This window comes from Nocardioides humi, assembly GCF_006494775.1.
In the GTDB taxonomy this organism is placed as follows: Bacteria; Actinomycetota; Actinomycetes; order Propionibacteriales; family Nocardioidaceae; genus Nocardioides; species Nocardioides humi.
The window spans coordinates 844,365-861,208 of the sequence record NZ_CP041146.1; the positions used below are offsets into that span (position 1 = coordinate 844,365).

Annotated in this window: 20 protein-coding genes; 10 read left to right on the forward strand and 10 right to left on the reverse strand. The window is 69.4% G+C overall.

What is annotated here, in order from left to right:
- Window positions 1-31: 31 nt before the first annotated feature.
- Window positions 32-1,311, forward strand: a protein-coding gene (locus FIV44_RS04120) for an IS3 family transposase (RefSeq protein ID WP_141003217.1) whose coding sequence is annotated in 2 segments (ribosomal slippage) — window positions 32-335 and window positions 335-1,311 — 1,281 coding nt in all. Because the reading frame shifts where the segments join, the coding sequence is not laid out codon by codon here.
- A gap of 96 nt (window positions 1,312-1,407) precedes the next feature.
- Here the strand turns inward: FIV44_RS04120 and FIV44_RS04125 are convergent.
- The 6 genes from FIV44_RS04125 to FIV44_RS33865 form a co-directional block, all read right to left on the reverse strand.
- A complete protein-coding gene (locus FIV44_RS04125; protein WP_109691882.1) occupies window positions 1,408-2,322 on the reverse strand; it encodes a type II secretion system F family protein in 915 nt (304 codons plus the stop codon).
- A complete protein-coding gene (locus FIV44_RS04130; RefSeq protein ID WP_109691883.1) occupies window positions 2,319-3,251 on the reverse strand; it encodes a type II secretion system F family protein in 933 nt (310 codons plus the stop codon). Before FIV44_RS04130 ends, FIV44_RS04125 begins: the two co-directional genes overlap by 4 nt.
- The gene (locus tag FIV44_RS04135) at window positions 3,248-4,918 is read right to left on the reverse strand and encodes a TadA family conjugal transfer-associated ATPase (RefSeq protein WP_109691884.1); all 1,671 of its coding nucleotides are present in this window, start codon (window positions 4,916-4,918) and stop codon (window positions 3,248-3,250) included. The genes FIV44_RS04130 and FIV44_RS04135 overlap by 4 nt, the downstream gene beginning before the upstream one ends.
- A complete protein-coding gene (locus FIV44_RS04140; RefSeq protein WP_109691885.1) occupies window positions 4,915-5,754 on the reverse strand; it encodes a MinD/ParA family ATP-binding protein in 840 nt (279 codons plus the stop codon). Before FIV44_RS04140 ends, FIV44_RS04135 begins: the two co-directional genes overlap by 4 nt.
- A 3-nt stretch (window positions 5,755-5,757) precedes the next feature.
- The gene (locus FIV44_RS04145) at window positions 5,758-6,387 is read right to left on the reverse strand and encodes an SAF domain-containing protein (RefSeq protein ID WP_109691886.1); all 630 of its coding nucleotides are present in this window, start codon (window positions 6,385-6,387) and stop codon (window positions 5,758-5,760) included.
- 355 nt (window positions 6,388-6,742) lie between these two features.
- On the reverse strand, window positions 6,743-7,207 hold the full coding sequence (locus FIV44_RS33865) for a helix-turn-helix transcriptional regulator (protein WP_109691887.1): 465 nt from the start codon (window positions 7,205-7,207) through the stop codon (window positions 6,743-6,745).
- A 324-nt stretch (window positions 7,208-7,531) separates the two neighbouring features.
- Between FIV44_RS33865 and FIV44_RS04155 the strand changes: the two genes are divergently transcribed.
- Together FIV44_RS04155 and FIV44_RS04160 are read left to right on the forward strand one after the other, a co-directional pair.
- Window positions 7,532-7,876, forward strand: a complete 345-nt coding sequence (locus FIV44_RS04155; RefSeq protein WP_109691888.1) for a hypothetical protein — start codon at window positions 7,532-7,534, stop codon at window positions 7,874-7,876.
- 66 nt (window positions 7,877-7,942) lie between these two features.
- The gene (locus FIV44_RS04160; RefSeq protein ID WP_158282897.1) at window positions 7,943-9,217 is read left to right on the forward strand and encodes an AAA family ATPase; all 1,275 of its coding nucleotides are present in this window, start codon (window positions 7,943-7,945) and stop codon (window positions 9,215-9,217) included.
- Here FIV44_RS04160 and FIV44_RS04165 read toward each other — a convergent pair.
- Window positions 9,214-9,579, reverse strand: a complete 366-nt coding sequence (locus FIV44_RS04165; protein ID WP_141003373.1) for a hypothetical protein — start codon at window positions 9,577-9,579, stop codon at window positions 9,214-9,216. The two genes, FIV44_RS04160 and FIV44_RS04165, sit on opposite strands and share 4 nt — an antisense overlap.
- 30 nt (window positions 9,580-9,609) lie before the next feature.
- Between FIV44_RS04165 and FIV44_RS04170 the strand changes: the two genes are divergently transcribed.
- The 7 genes from FIV44_RS04170 to FIV44_RS33870 all read left to right on the forward strand — a co-directional run bounded on the left by FIV44_RS04170 (window position 9,610) and on the right by FIV44_RS33870 (window position 15,565).
- Window positions 9,610-10,017 carry a hypothetical protein gene (locus tag FIV44_RS04170; RefSeq protein ID WP_109691891.1) on the forward strand — a complete coding sequence of 136 codons (408 nt, stop codon included), beginning with the start codon at window positions 9,610-9,612 and terminating at the stop codon, window positions 10,015-10,017.
- A 262-nt stretch (window positions 10,018-10,279) separates the two neighbouring features.
- Window positions 10,280-10,993 (forward strand): hypothetical protein, encoded by a 714-nt coding sequence (locus FIV44_RS04175; protein WP_109691892.1) that lies wholly within the window; start codon window positions 10,280-10,282, stop codon window positions 10,991-10,993.
- Between the two features lie 14 nt (window positions 10,994-11,007).
- Window positions 11,008-11,448, forward strand: coding sequence for a helix-turn-helix domain-containing protein (locus FIV44_RS04180; RefSeq protein WP_141003374.1), 441 nt, complete (start codon window positions 11,008-11,010; stop codon window positions 11,446-11,448).
- A gap of 176 nt (window positions 11,449-11,624) precedes the next feature.
- Entirely contained in the window at window positions 11,625-12,707 is a 1,083-nt protein-coding gene (locus FIV44_RS04185; RefSeq protein WP_246086800.1) for a tyrosine-type recombinase/integrase, read from the forward strand.
- Window positions 12,704-13,054, forward strand: coding sequence for a helix-turn-helix domain-containing protein (locus FIV44_RS04190; RefSeq protein ID WP_141003375.1), 351 nt, complete (start codon window positions 12,704-12,706; stop codon window positions 13,052-13,054). Before FIV44_RS04185 ends, FIV44_RS04190 begins: the two co-directional genes overlap by 4 nt.
- Entirely contained in the window at window positions 13,051-15,168 is a 2,118-nt protein-coding gene (locus FIV44_RS31075; protein WP_219996285.1) for a hypothetical protein, read from the forward strand. Before FIV44_RS04190 ends, FIV44_RS31075 begins: the two co-directional genes overlap by 4 nt.
- A 40-nt stretch (window positions 15,169-15,208) precedes the next feature.
- Window positions 15,209-15,565 (forward strand): ANTAR domain-containing protein, encoded by a 357-nt coding sequence (locus tag FIV44_RS33870; protein WP_219996286.1) that lies wholly within the window; start codon window positions 15,209-15,211, stop codon window positions 15,563-15,565.
- A gap of 12 nt (window positions 15,566-15,577) precedes the next feature.
- On the opposite strand, the gene FIV44_RS04200 is transcribed toward FIV44_RS33870, so the two are convergent.
- The 3 genes from FIV44_RS04200 to FIV44_RS04210 form a co-directional block, all read right to left on the reverse strand.
- Window positions 15,578-16,093 carry a DUF5994 family protein gene (locus FIV44_RS04200; RefSeq protein ID WP_141003377.1) on the reverse strand — a complete coding sequence of 172 codons (516 nt, stop codon included), beginning with the start codon at window positions 16,091-16,093 and terminating at the stop codon, window positions 15,578-15,580.
- A 167-nt stretch (window positions 16,094-16,260) separates the two neighbouring features.
- Window positions 16,261-16,485, reverse strand: coding sequence for a hypothetical protein (locus FIV44_RS04205; protein ID WP_141003378.1), 225 nt, complete (start codon window positions 16,483-16,485; stop codon window positions 16,261-16,263).
- Window positions 16,486-16,487: 2 nt separating this feature from the next.
- Window positions 16,488-16,808, reverse strand: a complete 321-nt coding sequence (locus FIV44_RS04210; RefSeq protein ID WP_141003379.1) for a hypothetical protein — start codon at window positions 16,806-16,808, stop codon at window positions 16,488-16,490.
- Window positions 16,809-16,844: the final 36 nt, after the last annotated feature.

Genomic DNA, 16,844 nt, shown 5'->3' on the forward strand with positions numbered 1-16,844 from the left:
GGCTCGTGACCTTGGAAACGAGGATGAGCACATGCCCAAGGAGCAGGTGCCCGGGAAGCCGCAGACGCGGCGCTACTCCCCGGAGGAGAAGGCAGCGGCGGTCCGGATGGTCCGCACGCTGCGAGCAGAGTTGGGAACCGAGCACGGGACGGTCCAGCGGGTCGCGACCCAGTTGGGTTACGGCGTGGAATCGGTGCGTCAGTGGGTCAAGCAGGCCGACATCGACGACGGCCACGTGCCGGGCGTGACCACAGCGGAGGCCAAGCGAATCCGCGAGCTGGAGCAGGAGAACCGCGAGCTCAAGCGAGCCAACGAGATTCTCAAGCGAGCGGCCTCTTTCTTCGGGGCGGAGCTCGACCGCCAACACAAGTAGTAGTCGCTTTCATCGACGCCAACCGCGACGAGGTCGTCGAGGGCAAGAAGCTCGGAGTCGAGTCCATCTGCACCACGCTGTCCAAGGCGGGGCTGCAGGTGGCTCCGAGCACCTACTACGCCGCCCGGTCCCGCGAGCCATCCGCACGCGCGCAACGTGATGCTGAGCTCAGACCGGCGCTGCGCGAGCTGTGGGAGGCGAACTACCGGGTCTACGGCGCGAGGAAACTGTGGAAGGCCGCCAGGCGTGCCGGACACGACGTCGGCCGTGACCAGGTCGCCCGGCTGATGCGCGCCGAAGGCATCGAAGGCGTCGTCCGCACGAAACGGGTGCGGACGACCAGGCCGGATGACAAGGCTGCACGGCACCCGGACCTGGTGAAGCGGAACTTCACCGCGACAAGGCCGAATGAACTGTGGGTCACCGACCTGACGTTCGTGCCGACGTTCGCCGGGATCGCCTACGTGTGCTTCATCGTCGACGCCTTCAGTCGGATGATCGTGGGGTGGCGAGTCGCCAGCCACATGCGCACCGAGATGGTGCTCGACGCGATCGAGATGGCCCGCTGGTCCCGCGGCACGCAGCTCGAGGGCCTGCGGTGTCACAGCGACGCCGGCAGTCAATTCACGAGTCTGCGCTACGGCGAGCGGCTCGCCGAGATCGGCGCCGTCCCATCGATCGGGACCGTCGGGGACAGCTACGACAACGCCTTGGCCGAGACCGTGAACGGCTACTACAAGGCCGAGCTCATCCGCGGTCCGGCGCGTCCGGGGCCGTGGCGCGCCATCGACGACGTCGAGCTCGCCACCCTCGGCTGGGTGCACTGGCACAACCACCAGCGGCTACACGGCTACCTCAGCGACCTCCCGCCGACCGAGTTCGAAGAAAGGTTCTACGCTACCCAGCAGGGAACCCAGGCCCTGGTTGAAATCAAATGACCAGAGCCTCCATCAGACCCAGTGCGGTTCAGTCTTCCTTCCTTGGTTGTTTGGGTGCGGTCTAGGGGATCCTTAGGGGGGTGGGTGTTAGGTCGGTCAGGTGGCGAAGCGGAGCATCGATGGGGCGACGAGGATCGCCATGAAGACGATGCCGAGGAGGCTGGCCGGGATGTACATGCGCTCGGAGGCGGCGTTGGCCTTGCCGAGCTCGGCGCTGAGCATCGCCGAGCGGAGCGCGGCGGCGCGGGCCCGGAGGTTGTTGTAGATCTGGGCTCCGTCCTGGCCGGACTGCTGCATGATGTCGGCGAGGTCGTCGAGCTCGGGGACGCCCAGCTCGTCGGCCAGCCCGTGCAGGGAGTCCCACGGTGCGCGGGTCATGTAACGGGCGCGGCGCAGCTCGCTCTCGATCCGCTTGAACACCCACTTGTCGCCGACCTCGGCCGCCGAACGCAGCGCCTGCTGCCCGCTGGATCCGTCACGGACACCGGTGGCGACCATGTCGATGTAGGCGCCGAGTGCCCGGTTGAACTCGATGCGGGCCCTCTTGGCGTCATCGGCGGCGTTGTAGTTGGGCATGAACCAGAACAGGGCAGCCAGGGCCACTGAGCCGAGGGTGGGGATCGCGAATGGCAGTGGCAGCCCGATGAGGGTGAAGAACGCGGCCAGCAGCGGCGGCATGACGAGGCCGAGCAGAGCCCAGACGACCTTCTCACCATAGAACCGGGTCTCACTGATCTGCAGGATGGCCAGGTCCTTGCGGGGCGTGTGTGCCCACGCACCGCCGGGGAGGTTCTTCATCGCCCACAGGCCGATCCGGTCCACGGCCGAGCCGCTGTCGGCGCCCGTGTCGTCGAGGCCGGGGGTGCCGCGGCGGGGCACGACGCGGTCGGGCGAGAGCCGGTCCAGCGCGTCGACCAGGTCGGGGTCGGAGGGCGCGAGGCGCCACACGAGCACGGCGAGGGCCAGACCGAGGAGGGTGCCGCTGGCGAGCGCGAGCTGCAGGCCGGTCATGCCAGTACCCCTTCCTTCTCCGCCGGTGCTCTGCGCTGGGCGGCGCGGTGGGCGTTTCGGGCCTGGAGGTCGAGGAAGCGCGGAAGCGGCTTGGCGACGGCCATCCGGCGCATCCAGAGCAGGGTGGCCACGTAGGCGGTGAGCAGGACGGCGAGGACGACCTGGCCCAGTGGGGTGCCGTAGGGCTCGATGTAGTCGCCGGTGAAGGCGAGGATGCCGAGCACGCCGAGGGTGATGACGGTGACGGTGCGGGCGGTGGTGCGGGGCTTGGCCTGGTCGGCGGCGATCTGGCGTCGGGCGCGGACGTCGGCGGCGACGGTCTCGGCGAGGGCGTCCAGTGCCTTCGACAGTCCGGCCTGTCCGCGGCCGCTGGCGGCGAGGATCAGCTGGCTGGCCACGACGTCGCCGGTGGAGTCGTTGAGGTCCTCGGCGAAGGCGCGCAAGACGTCCTCGGTGGAGGAGGTGTTGTTCCACAGGCGGGAAACCATCAGCCCGACCTCGCGCTGGATCGCCTCAGGTGTCGACTGCAGCGACTTGATGAGCGCCGAGCGCAGGGACTGTCCGGCGGTCAGCTTGCCGGACAGGGACCGGGTCCACTCCTCGAGCGCTTCGAGCTTCTCGATGCTGGCGGCGGCCGGCGGCGGCGTCAGTAGCAGCGGGAGGCCCACGATCGCGGCCGGGACGAGGACGATCGCGATCACCCACCCGGTCACCAGCGCGACCAGAAGGCCGGCCACGGCGCCGCCGAGCATGAGCATCCGGGTACGACGGTCGAGCCGGACGAACCAGTTCCCCAGCCGTCCGAACGGGGTGGTGGTCCGGGCCGGCTTCGGCTGCTTGGGTGGCGCCGGGATCATCGCGTAGACCATGCCTATCAGGCCGATGAGGATCAGGGCGCCGAAGACGGCGGGCAGGAACGCTGTGCTCATGAGGTGGCCACCCCCGGGTTGGCCTGGGACTCGGCCGTGTACGCCTCGAGGTCGAAGCCGTGGCGTGCTAGTTCCTGGGCGAGGAAGTTGTCGAGCTTGCCGGTCGCGACGGCCTGGCCGAGCTGGTTGGGCGCGAAGATCGGGGTGGTGGCGTACCCGCGGGCTGCGTCGATGCTCGGCTGGACGACCAGGACCTCCTCGACCCAGCGCTGCTTGCGGAAGGTCCCGTCGTCGTTGGGGACGACCTCGGAGCGCAGGTACATCACGATGTCGATCGCAGCGGCCAGCTTGCTGATCGCCAGCTCGCGGGTGACCTGGGGGCCCTTCTCCATGGCGCAGGAGACGAGTTTCTCGATGGTGTGCTCGGCGCTGCGGGCGTGGGTGGTGCTGATCGACCCGGGGCCGGACTCCATGGCCTTGAGCATGTTCCAGACCTCCGGGCCGCGGACCTCGCCGACGATCTGGCGGGCGAGGTTGAACCGGAAGGAGTGGTGGATGGCCTCTTCGAGGCTGAACTCGCCGGCCTGGCGGCCGTCGATGCCGACCTCGCCGGATCCGGGGCGGTGTTCCCAGGCGTGGACGATCTTGTGCCGGTCGACCAGCTCGTGCAGGTGCAGCTCGAACTCGGTCTCGAAGGTGCCGATCATTTCCCAGGGCGGGATGCACGAGCACAGGGCGCGGACCCAGGTGGTCTTGCCCGAGCCCTGGACGCCGGAGACGACGATGCTCTTGCCTGCGCGCACGCAGGCCGCGAGGAAATCGGCCAGGACCGGGCTGCACGCCTTGCGGTCGTAGACCATCTCGTCCATCGACACCTCGCGCATGCCGTGCCGGCGGATCACGACCGAGGTGTAGGCCATCACCCAGGCGCCGGCCGCGAGTCGCGCTCCCCCGGGCAGCCGGAGGTCCAGGTGCGGACGGGCCTCGGTGAAGGGCCGGTTCTGTCGAGCACCGAGGTCGGCGAGGAACTCGCGCAGCTCGTCTTCGGAATCGGCGATCGGGTCGGCCTCGACCAGGGTGCCGTCGACCAGCTCCAGCCACACCGAGCAAACCGGGCCGCGGGCGATGACGATGATGTTCTCGACGTCCTCGCGCTCGACCAGGGGCTGGAGGCGGCCCAGACCGAACAGGGCGGCGTGGAGGGCGGACTTGAGCGCCTTCTCCTGGTCCTTGGTCCACGGGGGCCGGCCGGTGGAGACCAGCGCCTCGGCCTCGGACTTGATGAGCTCCTCGATGACGTCGAGCCCCATCTGCTCGCGGTCCTCTTCGGTGACCCGGCCGCCTTCCTTGTCGAGCCGTGCGGTCAGCCGCGAGGAGATCTCCGCGCGGTACTGCGCCACCATCTCCCAGTCCAGCTCGACCCGGCCGTCCGAGCCGTGGCTGTGGTGCTCCTCCGGCGCAGGCCCCACGAGCGGGCGCAGGCTGAACTCCGAGCGTGCGCGGCCCGGCAGCTCCTGCTCGCTGGTCCAGGCGCCGGCGAAGATCGGCAGCGAGGTCGGGTCGTGGTCCTCAACGACCGGGGGCGGGGGCGGCGGGGTGCCATTGGTGCGGCCGCGGGCGAAGGGCGAGGTCTGTCCCCGGCTCGCGGCGTGACGTGCCTCGAGCCACTCGTCGGCGCGCAGCGGGTCGCGACCGTTGGCGTCCGGGTGGTGTCCGTTGGTGCTCATGTATGGCCTCCGTTCGTGGGAGCGAGGGCGGCCCTGTTGGCGCCGAGGACGGACTCGATGGCCGCGGCGCTGGCCCGGTAGCCGCGCAGCAGCCCAGAGGACTCGAACTTGCGCGGCTTGCGCGCGCCGTGGGAGTAGACCTCGGCCACATCGGGATCCCACTCCACCGACGCGACGACGGGGACCTGCAGGGCCTTCGCGATGTGGCGGGCGGTGTAGGGCCGGACTCGGGCGCCGGTCGGCATCGCGGGCCAGCGTCGCTCCTCGTCGACGAGGAGGACCCCGAGTCGAGACAGGCCACCGACTCCAGCAAACTGCGTCCGCAGGGTCTTGGCCCAGCTGGTGGCGCCGGCCAAGGCCGGCAGCGAGCTGCGGGTGACCAGCAGGGTCAGGTCGGAGGCGGCAATGAGCGGCTGGGGCCAGCCGGCGAGGCCGAGCCGGCCGGCGTCGACGATGACGTCTTGGCCGTTGCGCTCCAGCGCACGCAGCTGTTCGGTGAGCGGATCCCACAGCGGCAGCAGGCTGGGCGCCTGCTCGTGAGCCCGGATACCGGGCAGGAACCACGCCGACCGCTCGGCCGGGGCCTCGGGGTCCAGCAGCAGCGTCTCGCGCGGCAGGGCGTCGGCCAGCGTTCCCTCGCGCAGGGAGAGGGCGAGGTTGATCAGCCCGCCGGTCGGCTCCTGGGTGCCGTGGAAGTAGCCGGCGAAGACCGAGGACGAGCCGGTCGGGTCTGCGTCGACCAGGAGCACCGGTCGATGCCAGTTGAGGGTGAGCCCGAGCGCCGTGGTCGAGACGCCGGGCGAACCGCTCGCGGAGGCCAGGACGATCAACGCCATGCGTCAACGCTCCCGGGCGTCCAGGACGAGCGCGACACGTCCGGTGGCGGCACGCGCAGCCAGGTCGGCGGCATCGGCCTCGGGCACCGAGACGTCGACTACGGTCTCCCCGGTCTCCTCCACTCGGCTAACACCAACGACGACTGCCTCGACAGTGACCGGGTCCTTCTCGGTGACCTCGCCCTGATCACCGGGAGTGGTGACGATCCGGACGACGTCGCCGCTGTAGAGCTGCTCCGAGGGCATCTGGCCCGGCGTGAGGCTGATGCCCACAAGGGATTCCCCCTCCCCCGGCACCAGACTGTCGGTGACGGCCTCCTTGGTGAGCAGGGTGCCGGCCCACAGGTCAACCGCAGCGCGGCTGCCCTCGAGTTCGGCCTTCTGACTGCCGGCGACCGGGGTCAGCGCCGGATCGACGCTCACCCGCACGACGGCGAGGTCCCCGGCCTCGATGGCCTCGCCGCGCTTGACGTCGCGGCTGACCACGAGCACGTCCTGCGTGTCGTTGACCGATGTGAACGCGAAGGCGGTACCCAGCGCTCCTGCAGCGACAAGCGCCGCGCAGAGTGCGAACACCCATGGTCTGCGGCGCCGCCTGAGTCGTGGCCGCGGAGTGTGGTTGAGGTCAGGCATGGGCCGACTCTTGGTCGATGCTTCGACTGACAGCCCTTGAGCGGTGTTCTGCGACATGGATCCCGAGTCCTCTCGTGTCTCGATCACCTACGTGTCAAGACGGGCCCGGAGCGATCAGTACGAGCTCAACTTGACAGGACGACACTAGTGCATTTCTATCGGGGTTCTCGCTATCCACAGATGACCGATTTCGAGATGCCATCGCCAGTCCTGACCAGAGGGTCGCGCGGCTCAATCCCCCGATGGGACCGAGCATCAACGCCTCCGAACGATCCGGAGTCCATGGGACCACAAAATCGTCCGGTCTCCCGCCACGAATTTGTCGCCTGTGGATATCGGTCGAACCCGCTTGCACTTACAAACTCGGCCGGACTGAGGGTGTTTCGTCGCGCCGGCGGTGTCGCTGCGCCTCGCGGAAGGCTGCGATAACAACTTCGACCGACTCCCCGAGCGTCCGGGCAAGCGCTTCGAGCGACTGTGGCGCAGGGAGCCGGGTCCAGCGCCCTTGCTCCCAGGCGTAATACGTCGGCACAGCCACGTTCACGGACGTGACGAGATCGGCAACGGTGAGCCCTGCCTGCAGGCGCAGCGCTCGGAGATCGGGGACATCACCATCGAGGTGAACTAGCCGTATTGCCGGGATGTCGAGGGCCTTCGCGAGTCTGACCAGGAAGTCCGGGCGCGGGGTTGAGATACCTAGCTCCCAGCGAGAGATGCGCTCACCTCCAGCGGCCCCCACCAGGTGCGCCAGTTCATGCTGAGTCAACCCCGCTTCCTCGCGAGCTGCTCTCAACGCATTGGGGTCGATTCCGGACGTCATCGCCGACGAACACTAGCGGTGATCCATCATCGGAGGACTGGTCAGTCCGCCCGGCCCCGGACCGACGACACGGCACCGCTGAACCGCATGCCGCGCCAGCGAGGGCACCGATTCGCGCCGTCGGGCAGAACTTGGCGCACGACGAAGGAGTGGGGGCGCGATGTCGCCTAGCCTCGGTCCGACCCTCGTGTCGGCGACCTGCCCTGCTGGCGACGCACGACCAGCCCCACGGAGTGACTCTCCCGGATTTCTTCGGATCGCCGTTGGGGCTGATCGCTTACCAATCCCCCGCGCACGTAGGGGACCAGAAAGCGAGGTGGACCCATGAACACTTCCCCGGCCGAGAACCCGGTCCCCGGCGTCGTCACCTTCACCGCCCGCGGCAACGCCGCCCTCGACCAGTTGGCCGACGCCCTGGTGGCCGCGTGCGATGGCTCTCCTGCGAGCATCGCCGACCTCCTCGGGCGGGTCCTGGAAGCCGACATTGAGGACCTGGCCGAGACTCTCGGTGAGGTGGCCCAGCCGGACACCCACCTATCTGGTCGCGCCGTCGGCGAGGTCGGCCCGGCTGTGGAGGGCCCTGACGAGGCCGCCCGTCGCCGGCTGGGGGCGCGCATGCCGGGCGCTGCTGGGGCACCGCAGACACGCACCATCGACGTCGGCCGGTGATCCCCCGCGCCGCATACACTTCGTTACACAAGGCCGATGTGTAACAGAATGTATGGGAGACCGCTGATGCTGCCCAACCCCTACGCCCCGGGCGAGCTCCCGCGTGTGTTGGCCGGCCGCGAGCAGCAGCAGGACCGGATCCGAGGCTACCTGAGCCGGATCGGCACCTACGGCGAGATGGGCGGCCCCCTGCTGGTGTTCCAGGGCCCGCGTGGCGTGGGGAAGACGTCGCTGCTGCGCGAGGCACAGCGTGACGCCGAGGAGCACGGCTTCATCACCGCGTGGGTGGCCTGCCGCCGCAACGCACCCTTCCTCCCCGACCTGGTCAGCCGGGTCGGGAAGGCGATCGATACCGCGGACATCCTGCCCCGGGCTGAGAAGAGCTCCTGGAAGCTCCGCCTGGAGAGCATCGGCCTGGAGTTCGGGCTGCCGAGCGGAGTGAAGTTGAGTGCGACCGCGGCCGCCGACCATTCCGGGGCGGACGCGCATCCCCGCGGGGCGCAGATCTCGGCGATGGAGGACCTGCTGCACGAGACCAGTTCCCAGGTCCGCGCACGTGGTGGCGCTGGCCTCGTGGTCTTCGTCGACGAGATGCACGCGGCCGCCCGTGATGACCTCGCGGTCCTGCTCAATGCGATGCAGAACCTGGCTGGGCGGCGCGAGGACAACCCACTGGCCATCATCGGCGCGGGCCTGCCCTCGACTCCGGGAGTCCTGGTCAACGCAGCCACCTTCGGGGAGCGCAGCACCTTCCTCACCTTGCCCCGACTCGAGCCGTCCGCCGCGGCCGCCGCGGTGGCCGGGCCGGCCGGCGAGCTGGGCGTGACCTGGACACCCGCCGGGCTGCAGGCGATCGCGGCCGAGGCCCAGGGGTTCCCGTATCTGCTGCAGGTCCTCGCCCACGCGACGTGGGAGGTGGCCAAGCCTTCGGGAACTGGTGACCTGCTCGACGTCGGCGAAGTCCAGGCCGGCCTGCCACTGGCCGACGACCAGCTGACCTCCATGTACGCCGCCCGGTGGGCGGCCGCGACCGACCTGGAGCGGCAGATCATGGCCGTGATGGCGCAGGTCGGCACGCCCACGGTGACGAGGGCTGAGATCGCCGAGCAGCTCGGCCGATCCACGCAGGCCCTGGGCGTTCCCCGCGAACGGCTGATCGACAAGGGGATCATCGAGCCCGCCGGCCGCGGCGAGGTGCGATTCACGATGCCCGGCTTCGACCGCTACATCCGGGAGACCCTGGCCGGCGCACCCGCGGACCCCGACCAGCTGACTACCGGGCGCCGACGGCGTGAACTGCCGCCGGCCTCCGATCCCGGCCGCGGCACCACTCGCCGCTAAAGCTGCCGGCGCGCCTGCCGCCGCAGGACGGCCTCAAGGTCGGCAACGCCCTCGCCCAGCGGCATCGGGGGCGCGACGTCCGCGAGGTCGTCGAGCAGCTCGTCAACGTCGACGTTCTCCAGCTGCGGTGCGCTGTAGGCGTTCCACTCCCCCACCGCGGCTGCGAGCCGACGGTAGGCCTCGACGTCGGCCGGAGCGTTGAACCAGGCGGCGCTGCCATGGCCACGCGTCGCGCGATCAACGCCGTCTGGTCGTCCATGGCCGATCATCTCCCGCCCGGAACCGAATGAGGGAACCCCGGCGGATATCCACAGCCCGCAGGCAGCGTCCGCGCGTACGCCGCCGAGATCCGCGAGACTCAACGCAACGAGACGGCAGGAAGGGGCGCCCTGGTGGACGACAACGACGAGCTCGAGGCGAGCGGGCACGCGACGGCGGCCCGTGAACACGTCTACGGCTTCAACCGCGCCACGATGTGGGAGCGTCACCAGATCCCGGCCGAGACCTCGGATGAGCTCGCGGAGTTCGCCGACCTCGCGGCCGCGCTCCCCCAGGCGTTCTCGCAGCTGTCGAGCACTCTCGAGCGGGCACTGGCCGACCAGGTGCTCAGCATGGATGCGATGACCGACGAGTCCGACCCCGCCATGGCGATCGGCGTCGCGCGGCTCCACCTGGAGGAGGCCCGCGGCCTGGCGGTCGACCTCCACAAGCACCTCAACGCCGCCCGCAACGCCACCGCGCACATAGTCAGCCAAGGCGTCGACGACGGGCAGGAGTCGATGCCCTGGGACCAGCCCTGACTGTTCGCGGCGAGATTTCTCGCGCTCGGTGATCGCCCGCGCGGGGCGACCTTCCTTTGGTGACTGAGAGATGACCCCGGTCAACCAAGGAGCTGCCCGTGAGCACGCCAACCGAATCCCCTGCCGGCGCACCCGACCGTGACCCGGTTCAGGAGGCCCGCGAGCACCTCGAGCAGGCGCTGGCCGCACTCGACCGTCTCCGCGACGTCCTGCCCGCATCGAGCAGAACGCCCCCACCCAAAGCGGGAGGCGGTGAGTCTGCATGAGGACCGACACCGCGCTGCAGGCCGCCGACGCCGTCTTCATGGCCGAGCAGGCCGTGGGACGTGCCCGCCGGGTCGTCGACGAGCTGCACACCACGATCAACTCCGCGCTCCGAGTGCTCGATGACGCCGAGCTCGACTCGGCCAAGGCCCGGCTCAGCGACCGCGGTGACTACTACCTCGAGGCCGCCGGCGAGCACCTGAGCCGCCTGCAGCGGCGCTGCAGCGACAACGCCGAGCTCGCCGACGAGCTCACCGGCCACTTGGAGCGGGCATCCCAGGCGATCGCGGACGCCCATGACCTCCTCCAGGACGCAGACACCTCCGATCCCGAGAGCGCCAGTGAGGTCGCGCAGCTCAAGCCGCGCCTCGCCGTGGTGGGCGAGATGATCGACCTGGCCAAGCCGATGGCGCGCCTGACCGCCCATCACGTCGACAGCGCGCAGCTGGCGGCACAGCAGGTGACTCCGCCGTCGCTGCTGGAGCCGGTCACTCTCGAGCGAAGCATCGCCACCGCCGGCAAGGAGCTCGGCCGCGCCGACGAGGACGTGCGCCTGCTCGAGAACGTCGTCGACCACGCCGCGGCCAACGCCCGGCAGTCGGCCGGGATCGCCAGCGACATCACCGACAACGCCCGCCGGCGGATGGCCGAACAGGGACGGGGCCAGATGCCCCGCCAGGCGTCGCCAGTCGTCGGGTCCCCGGCACGGTAGGCGGGAGGACGGTCATGGACCTCGATCAGGGCGGCCGCCAGCTGGCTGGCCTCATCCTCGATGCCGCCGGCCGCGGGCAGCATGACCAGGTCGCCGACCTGGTCGCGCCGCTGGACGCCGACCAGCTCCGGTCACTCGTGGCCGTCCTCGCTGTCCAGGTCGACCAGACCCTGCCGGCGGCACCGGCAACCGGCCCGGCAGCGGTGTGCGAGCTGGCCATCAACGCCGCGGCGCCGATGTTCGGCACCACCCCGGAGGCGATCCTGAGCGCCGAGCGCAGCCGCCCGGTCAGCGACGCCCGCGCCGTGGCCATGACCGCCGCCCGCGAGGTCGGACTGTCCCTGCCGGCGATCGCCGAGCACTTCAACAAGGACCACGGCTCGGTGATCCACAAGCCCGAAATATTGCATCGGATGATGCATTCACGGACTTCGCTCTGCCTTGCAGGGCTGTGATCTGCGGTTCCTTGCCATCCTGTCGCGTCGGTGGTTGAGGACGTTCGCGATACGCTGACCTGCATGGTTGCGCCGCCACTTGCATCTGATGAATGATCCGTTCATCGGGTTCGACGGCGTAGGAGGCGGATGTGGCGGGTCACTCGGGGCGTGGTCCGGACGGGTCGGCGAGGTCGGTGTTGTCGTCCTCGGTGGTGCATCTGCATCCGGAGGAGGCGGCGTTCGAGGCGATGCTGCGGGGTTGGGCGGCGCAGCAGGCGGCCCGGCTGCTGGCGGTGGGGACGGTCGAGTCGCGGGTGGCCACGGTTCGCCGGTTCGCGGCGTTCACCGGGGAGTATCCGTGGCGCTGGCAGCCGGCCGATGTGGAGGAGTGGACGGTGTCGCTGCGCCGGGGTGGCGCGCGGGCGCACTCGACGCTGCGGAACTACCAGAACACGATCGCCATGTTCTGCGACTACCTGGTTGACCCGCGGTATGAGTGGGCGAAGGAGTGCCTGGAGCGGTTCGGCACTCACCCGGTGCAGATCTGTCACGAGTGGAACACCGCGTCCCACTTGGCCGACCACGAGGGACGCCCGACGGTGCGGCCGTTCACCCGCGAGGAGCTGCAGGTGTTCTTCGACCACGCCGACGCCCAGGTGGATCGGGCGCAGCGCCTGGGACGGAAGGGGTGGACCGCGGCGTTCCGGGACGCGGCGTTGTTCAAGACGATCTACGCGTTCGGGCTGCGCCGCCGCGAGGCGGTGATGCTGGACGTCACCGACTTCCACACCAACTCCGCGGCTGCGCAGTTCGGCGCGTACGGGATCTGCTCAGTGCGCTACGGCAAGGCGATGAAGGGCTCCCCGCCGCGGCGCCGGTCGGTGCTGACGGTGATGGGCTGGTCGGTGGACGTGCTGGCCGAGTACGTCGAGGAAGTGCGGCCTCTGTATGGGGTGGGCCAGCGGCCGATGCTGTGGCCCACAGAGCGCGGGGGCCGGGTGTCGACCGACTATGTCAATGTGCGGTTCCGGGAGTATCGGGACGCGCTCGGCCTACCGACCGAGTTGCATCCACACTGCCTGCGCCACTCGTATGTGACACACCTGATCGAGGACGGCTTCGACCCCTTCTTCGTCCAGCAGCAGGTCGGCCACGCGTGGGGAGCGACCACCGCCATGTACACCGGGGTGAGCAGCGACTACAAGAACCGGGCACTTGCCGCGGCGCTGGGACCCGCATTCGCTCAGAGCTCCGAGCCGGAAGCGGAGTCGGGATGAGTCGAGTTCGTGAGGTCGACTACCGCTGGCACCTGCGCCAGCTGATGGCCACCCGCGGGTTGTTCTCCACCACAGACCTGGCGCCGCTCCTGGCCGAACGCGGCATCGAGCTGTCCGCAGCCCAGGTCTACCGGCTGGTCACGGGCACCCCGGAGCGTCTGAACCTGTACGTGCTCGCTGCGCTGTGCGACGCCCTGGGCTGCACCCCGGATGACCTCGTGGAGCCGGTCGTCGTCGCGGACGCGAAACGGACCCGCCGCGCCGCCGGCAGCAAGGACTCCGGCCAACTGTCCGCCGCTGGGAAGGCGACGCGCCCGACCCGGGCGAAGATCGTCCCCGACAAGTGACCCAGCCACCCTCAAAGGCGGCCCGGCGTCAACAAGACCGGCTCGACGCCATCGTGGCCGTCGTCACCGCCACCGACGCGGCAATCACGGTCCCGCTGGTGCATGAGACCGTGAAACGGGTCGCCACGACGCCCGGAGCGCGTGCGCGGCTGGCCGGCTATCTGGTTGAGCATCCCGAAGCGTTGACGGCCGGTCACTCGCGTCCACCGAAGGTGGTCGGCGCGTTGATCCTCGCCTTGGTCGAGGCCGGTTCGCAGGTGCTGGTGGTCCTTCGCTGCGCCGGGTGCGGGCGCGCCGTCGAGCTGTTGCACACGCGTGGACCCGATGCGCGGATCTGCGGCCGCTGCTGGCGGCGCAACCACACCGCCGAGTGCGTCGACTGCGGTCGCACCAAGCCGGTCTATGGCCGAACAGTCGACGGTCAAGCCCGATGCGCCAGTTGCGATAACCGCGCTCGCGCCGAACCGTGCAGAACGTGCGGCCGCGTCAAACCGGTGGATCGACGCTATAGCGACGGCAGCGCGGCGTGCTCGGGGTGTGCGCGCCGCGACACCAGCGCCTGGGAGGACTGCGCCGGGTGCGGCCGACGCCGACCGGTCAACGCCCGCACCGAGGGCGGCGAGGCGCTGTGCGTTTCGTGCTACATCCCGCCAGGCGCGGTCTGCGCGGGATGCGGGGAAACCAGACCCATCGCGTCGCGTCGCGACGGGGAACCACGCTGTCCTGGCTGTTACCGCCAACCCGAGCGTGAGTGCGGTGGCTGCGGGCGTATCCGTCGTATCGCGCTCCGGGGCCGCAACGGCCGGCCGGACCTGTGTGGCAGCTGCCACCAGGCACCGGTTCTGGTGTGCGGCGTCTGCGGGGTCGAGGACCGGTGCCGGACCACCACCGTTGACCGCTCCCCGATCTGCTTCCGCTGTCAGCTTGTTCGCAGACTCGCCGAACTGTTGACCGGCCCGTCAGGGCGGATCCCCGAGCTCCTCATCCCGTTGCACGACGCGATCCTCGCCGTCGACAACCCCCGAACCGCTTTGGACTGGCTCCGCCGCAGTCCCGCCGTCGATGTACTCACCGCGATGGCGAACGGCGAGCGGGCCCTAGCCCATGCGACGTTGGACTCGGCCGCCGGTACCAGGCGAGGGCGAGCGTTTGCCGTCGAGCACCTGCGCCAAATGCTGGTCACATGCGGCGCGCTGCCGGCGCGCGACCGCCACCTCGCCCGACTCGAAGTAGCACTCCAGGAACTGGTTGAGTCGGCCCACCCGGAGGACCAGCAGCCGCTGCGCACCTATGCCACCTGGTGGCTGCTGCATCGGCTGCGGCGCAGGGCCGAACAAGGGCAGCCCACGCAGTTCGCAGCGCACCGGGTCCGCGAGCAGACCGCCGAAGCCGCGCGGTTCCTGGGCTGGCTCCGCGAACAGAACAGACCGCTTGCCCTGGCCACCCAAGGTGACCTGGATACCTGGTTAACCATCCGACCGCAGGCGCGAAGGCGGCTGCCCGGCTTCGTGCGCTGGGCAAAGGCGCGAGGACTTCTTGCCGAACTCGACGCCTCCTACCCGCCGGCCGGCGACCCGGTCAGCTTCGTAGGCGACGACCGACGGTGGGCCATCGCCCGCCGCCTCCTCGTCGACGACACCGTGGACGCGCGCGACCGAGTGGCGGCCCTCCTGCTGCTCCTCTACGCCCAACCCGCCGCCCGCATCACCCGGCTGACTCGCGCGAACATCCAGGTCGACGACCACGACGTCCGGCTCCGGCTCGGGGAGGATCATGTCCTCCTCCCGCCGCCGCTGAGCGAGCTGATCCAACGACTTCCCGAACAGGCGCCAGCCGGGATCGCCGGCAACCTCGCCGAGGGTGATCGCTGGCTCTTCCCCGGACGCAGCCCCGGTCACCCGATGAGCCCGACCACTATGTCCACGCGCCTGCGGAAGCTCGGGATCGAACCCCGCGCGGCACGCAACACCGCACTGCTGCAGCTCGGTGCCGAACTGCCCAGTCTCGTCCTCGCCGATCTCCTCGGAGTCCACATCAACACCGCCGAGCGCTGGAACGCGGCCGCCGGCGCACGCTGGACCAACTACGTCGCCACACGGTCATCGCCGCGCTGAGGAAACGGCACTTGTCGGGGCTGTCCAAAGCAGTCAAAGGGTGGGCCCCGGGTCCGTCCCCTCGGCCCCGAGCGCGCGGAGCGGGACCTGTGCGCGTCACTCTCTGCAGGAGCGTGCCGTTCGCCAGTCCGGGCTCACGCCGAACAAGCTGCAGACCGCACTCAACAGTCGCATCCTGGTCGAGCAGGCCAAGGGCGTCCTGTTGGCAAGCGCCGGCATCGACGTGGGCCAGGCCTTCAAGCTGATGCGTGACTACAGCCGCCGCAATCAATCAACCCGTCAAGACCGTTGCCCAAAGCGTCGTCAATCGGGTCCTGACCGTCGATCAGCTCCGCCGCCTTTGACTCCCCGCATTGGTCGGGACGGGCCAGCAGAGGTGGATCCCGCCAGTCGGTGACAAATTCAGCCCTTATGCGTGGCTGCCCGCATGGTCGTCCCAGACGGCGTCCCCGATGTGGCTCTGGTCCGGTCCGGACAACCCGAGGAGCGTGCTGGGCGCCTCAATATTGCGATCGTCAGCTGCCTGCTGCATGACCCTCGATGCGAGGCCGGGCTCGGTATCGCTGGGGACGACCAACAGCCGTATCCGTTGCCCTGAAATCATCTTCACGATCATCACGTGGGTGTCGTCGCTCGGGAAGGAGCCCACCTTGACCGTGCCGCGGGCGGCATGGATCCGGCGCATGCTCGGGGCGCCGCTGACCGCGTCCCAGTCGGGTCGGGAGAACAGCAGACGCTCGATCCGGCCGATCAGATCGGGGAAGTGATCCACGAGGTCCGCGGCTTCGACTTGAAGATCACGGGACTGGGGCCACCAGGCCCCGTCAAGCGGGCCGGATTGGAAGCTGGTGTCGAGGCGGAGTCGCAGCGCAACGCGCTCGCGCGGCGTCTGCGATGAGAGGGAAACTGTCGGTGACGTCGTCATGACGTCCACCTTCCGATCTGCCCTCGCGGACTCGGCGAGTCCGGCCTGGCAGGTGATTAACTCCAACCTACCCTGCTCTCCTAACGCGCTCCCGGCTGCCGAGCCACCTAATCCGAATGGGGGTTACGCGAGAGCAGCGTCGTGCCGCTCGCTGGAGGATGAGCAGTTCACAGGACCGCGCCCCGTGGCGCTACTTCCAACGCTGAAATCCCCCGCGCGTACAACACCAGTAGCCGATCGCCGTGTCTGCAGCGTAGGACGCCCGAGTCGTTCGACAGCGTGGCGACGACGTGGTCAATCACTTCGGCGTCGCTTGCCGCATCGGGGTGTTCGTAGGTGACATCCATGCTGTCACCGCCGACGAGCCGGACACGTAGCACGATGCCGCCCATGGTCATGGGCCTATGGCGGTGCAGGCCTGTTGCTGCACTCGTCGGGCCGCGGCGCGGGCAGCAGCTTCGCTGGTGAACCAGTCTCCCGAAACTGCGACTCGGATCCCCTCCGGTCGCCAGGCGGTCCACTGCCAACGACCACTGGTCTTGGCGTGGACCCGGTAGTCGGGGTCGTCGGCGTTCACGCGGAAGTCATGGGCTGCCTGATCCGCGTAGGCGAGGCTGGGGTAGGTCCGCCCAGCCCAGGCGACGACCCGGTTGTCGTCGGCGAGCAGCCACCACGCGGGCTTGGTTGCCAGATTCGTTTCGATGACGAACTTCATAGTTGGACCTTCGGGTTCGCGTGCGATGGGCGTTGT

What these genes read in the sequence shown, in the direction of transcription:
- FIV44_RS04200 (WP_141003377.1), bottom strand. Translation starts at nt 16,093, where the DNA reads ATGACGACGTCACCGACAGTTTCCCTCTCATCGCAGACGCCGCGCGAG.
- FIV44_RS04205 (WP_141003378.1), bottom strand. Translation starts at nt 16,485, where the DNA reads ATGGGCGGCATCGTGCTACGTGTCCGGCTCGTCGGCGGTGACAGCATG.
- FIV44_RS04155 (WP_109691888.1), top strand. Translation starts at nt 7,532, where the DNA reads ATGAACACTTCCCCGGCCGAGAACCCGGTCCCCGGCGTCGTCACCTTC.
- FIV44_RS04190 (WP_141003375.1), top strand. Translation starts at nt 12,704, where the DNA reads ATGAGTCGAGTTCGTGAGGTCGACTACCGCTGGCACCTGCGCCAGCTG.
- FIV44_RS33865 (WP_109691887.1), bottom strand. Translation starts at nt 7,207, where the DNA reads ATGACGTCCGGAATCGACCCCAATGCGTTGAGAGCAGCTCGCGAGGAA.
- FIV44_RS04160 (WP_158282897.1), top strand. Translation starts at nt 7,943, where the DNA reads ATGCTGCCCAACCCCTACGCCCCGGGCGAGCTCCCGCGTGTGTTGGCC.
- FIV44_RS04175 (WP_109691892.1), top strand. Translation starts at nt 10,280, where the DNA reads ATGAGGACCGACACCGCGCTGCAGGCCGCCGACGCCGTCTTCATGGCC.
- FIV44_RS04130 (WP_109691883.1), bottom strand. Translation starts at nt 3,251, where the DNA reads ATGAGCACAGCGTTCCTGCCCGCCGTCTTCGGCGCCCTGATCCTCATC.
- FIV44_RS04210 (WP_141003379.1), bottom strand. Translation starts at nt 16,808, where the DNA reads ATGAAGTTCGTCATCGAAACGAATCTGGCAACCAAGCCCGCGTGGTGG.
- FIV44_RS04145 (WP_109691886.1), bottom strand. Translation starts at nt 6,387, where the DNA reads ATGCCTGACCTCAACCACACTCCGCGGCCACGACTCAGGCGGCGCCGC.
- FIV44_RS04135 (WP_109691884.1), bottom strand. Translation starts at nt 4,918, where the DNA reads ATGAGCACCAACGGACACCACCCGGACGCCAACGGTCGCGACCCGCTG.
- FIV44_RS04125 (WP_109691882.1), bottom strand. Translation starts at nt 2,322, where the DNA reads ATGACCGGCCTGCAGCTCGCGCTCGCCAGCGGCACCCTCCTCGGTCTG.
- FIV44_RS04140 (WP_109691885.1), bottom strand. Translation starts at nt 5,754, where the DNA reads ATGGCGTTGATCGTCCTGGCCTCCGCGAGCGGTTCGCCCGGCGTCTCG.
- FIV44_RS04180 (WP_141003374.1), top strand. Translation starts at nt 11,008, where the DNA reads ATGGACCTCGATCAGGGCGGCCGCCAGCTGGCTGGCCTCATCCTCGAT.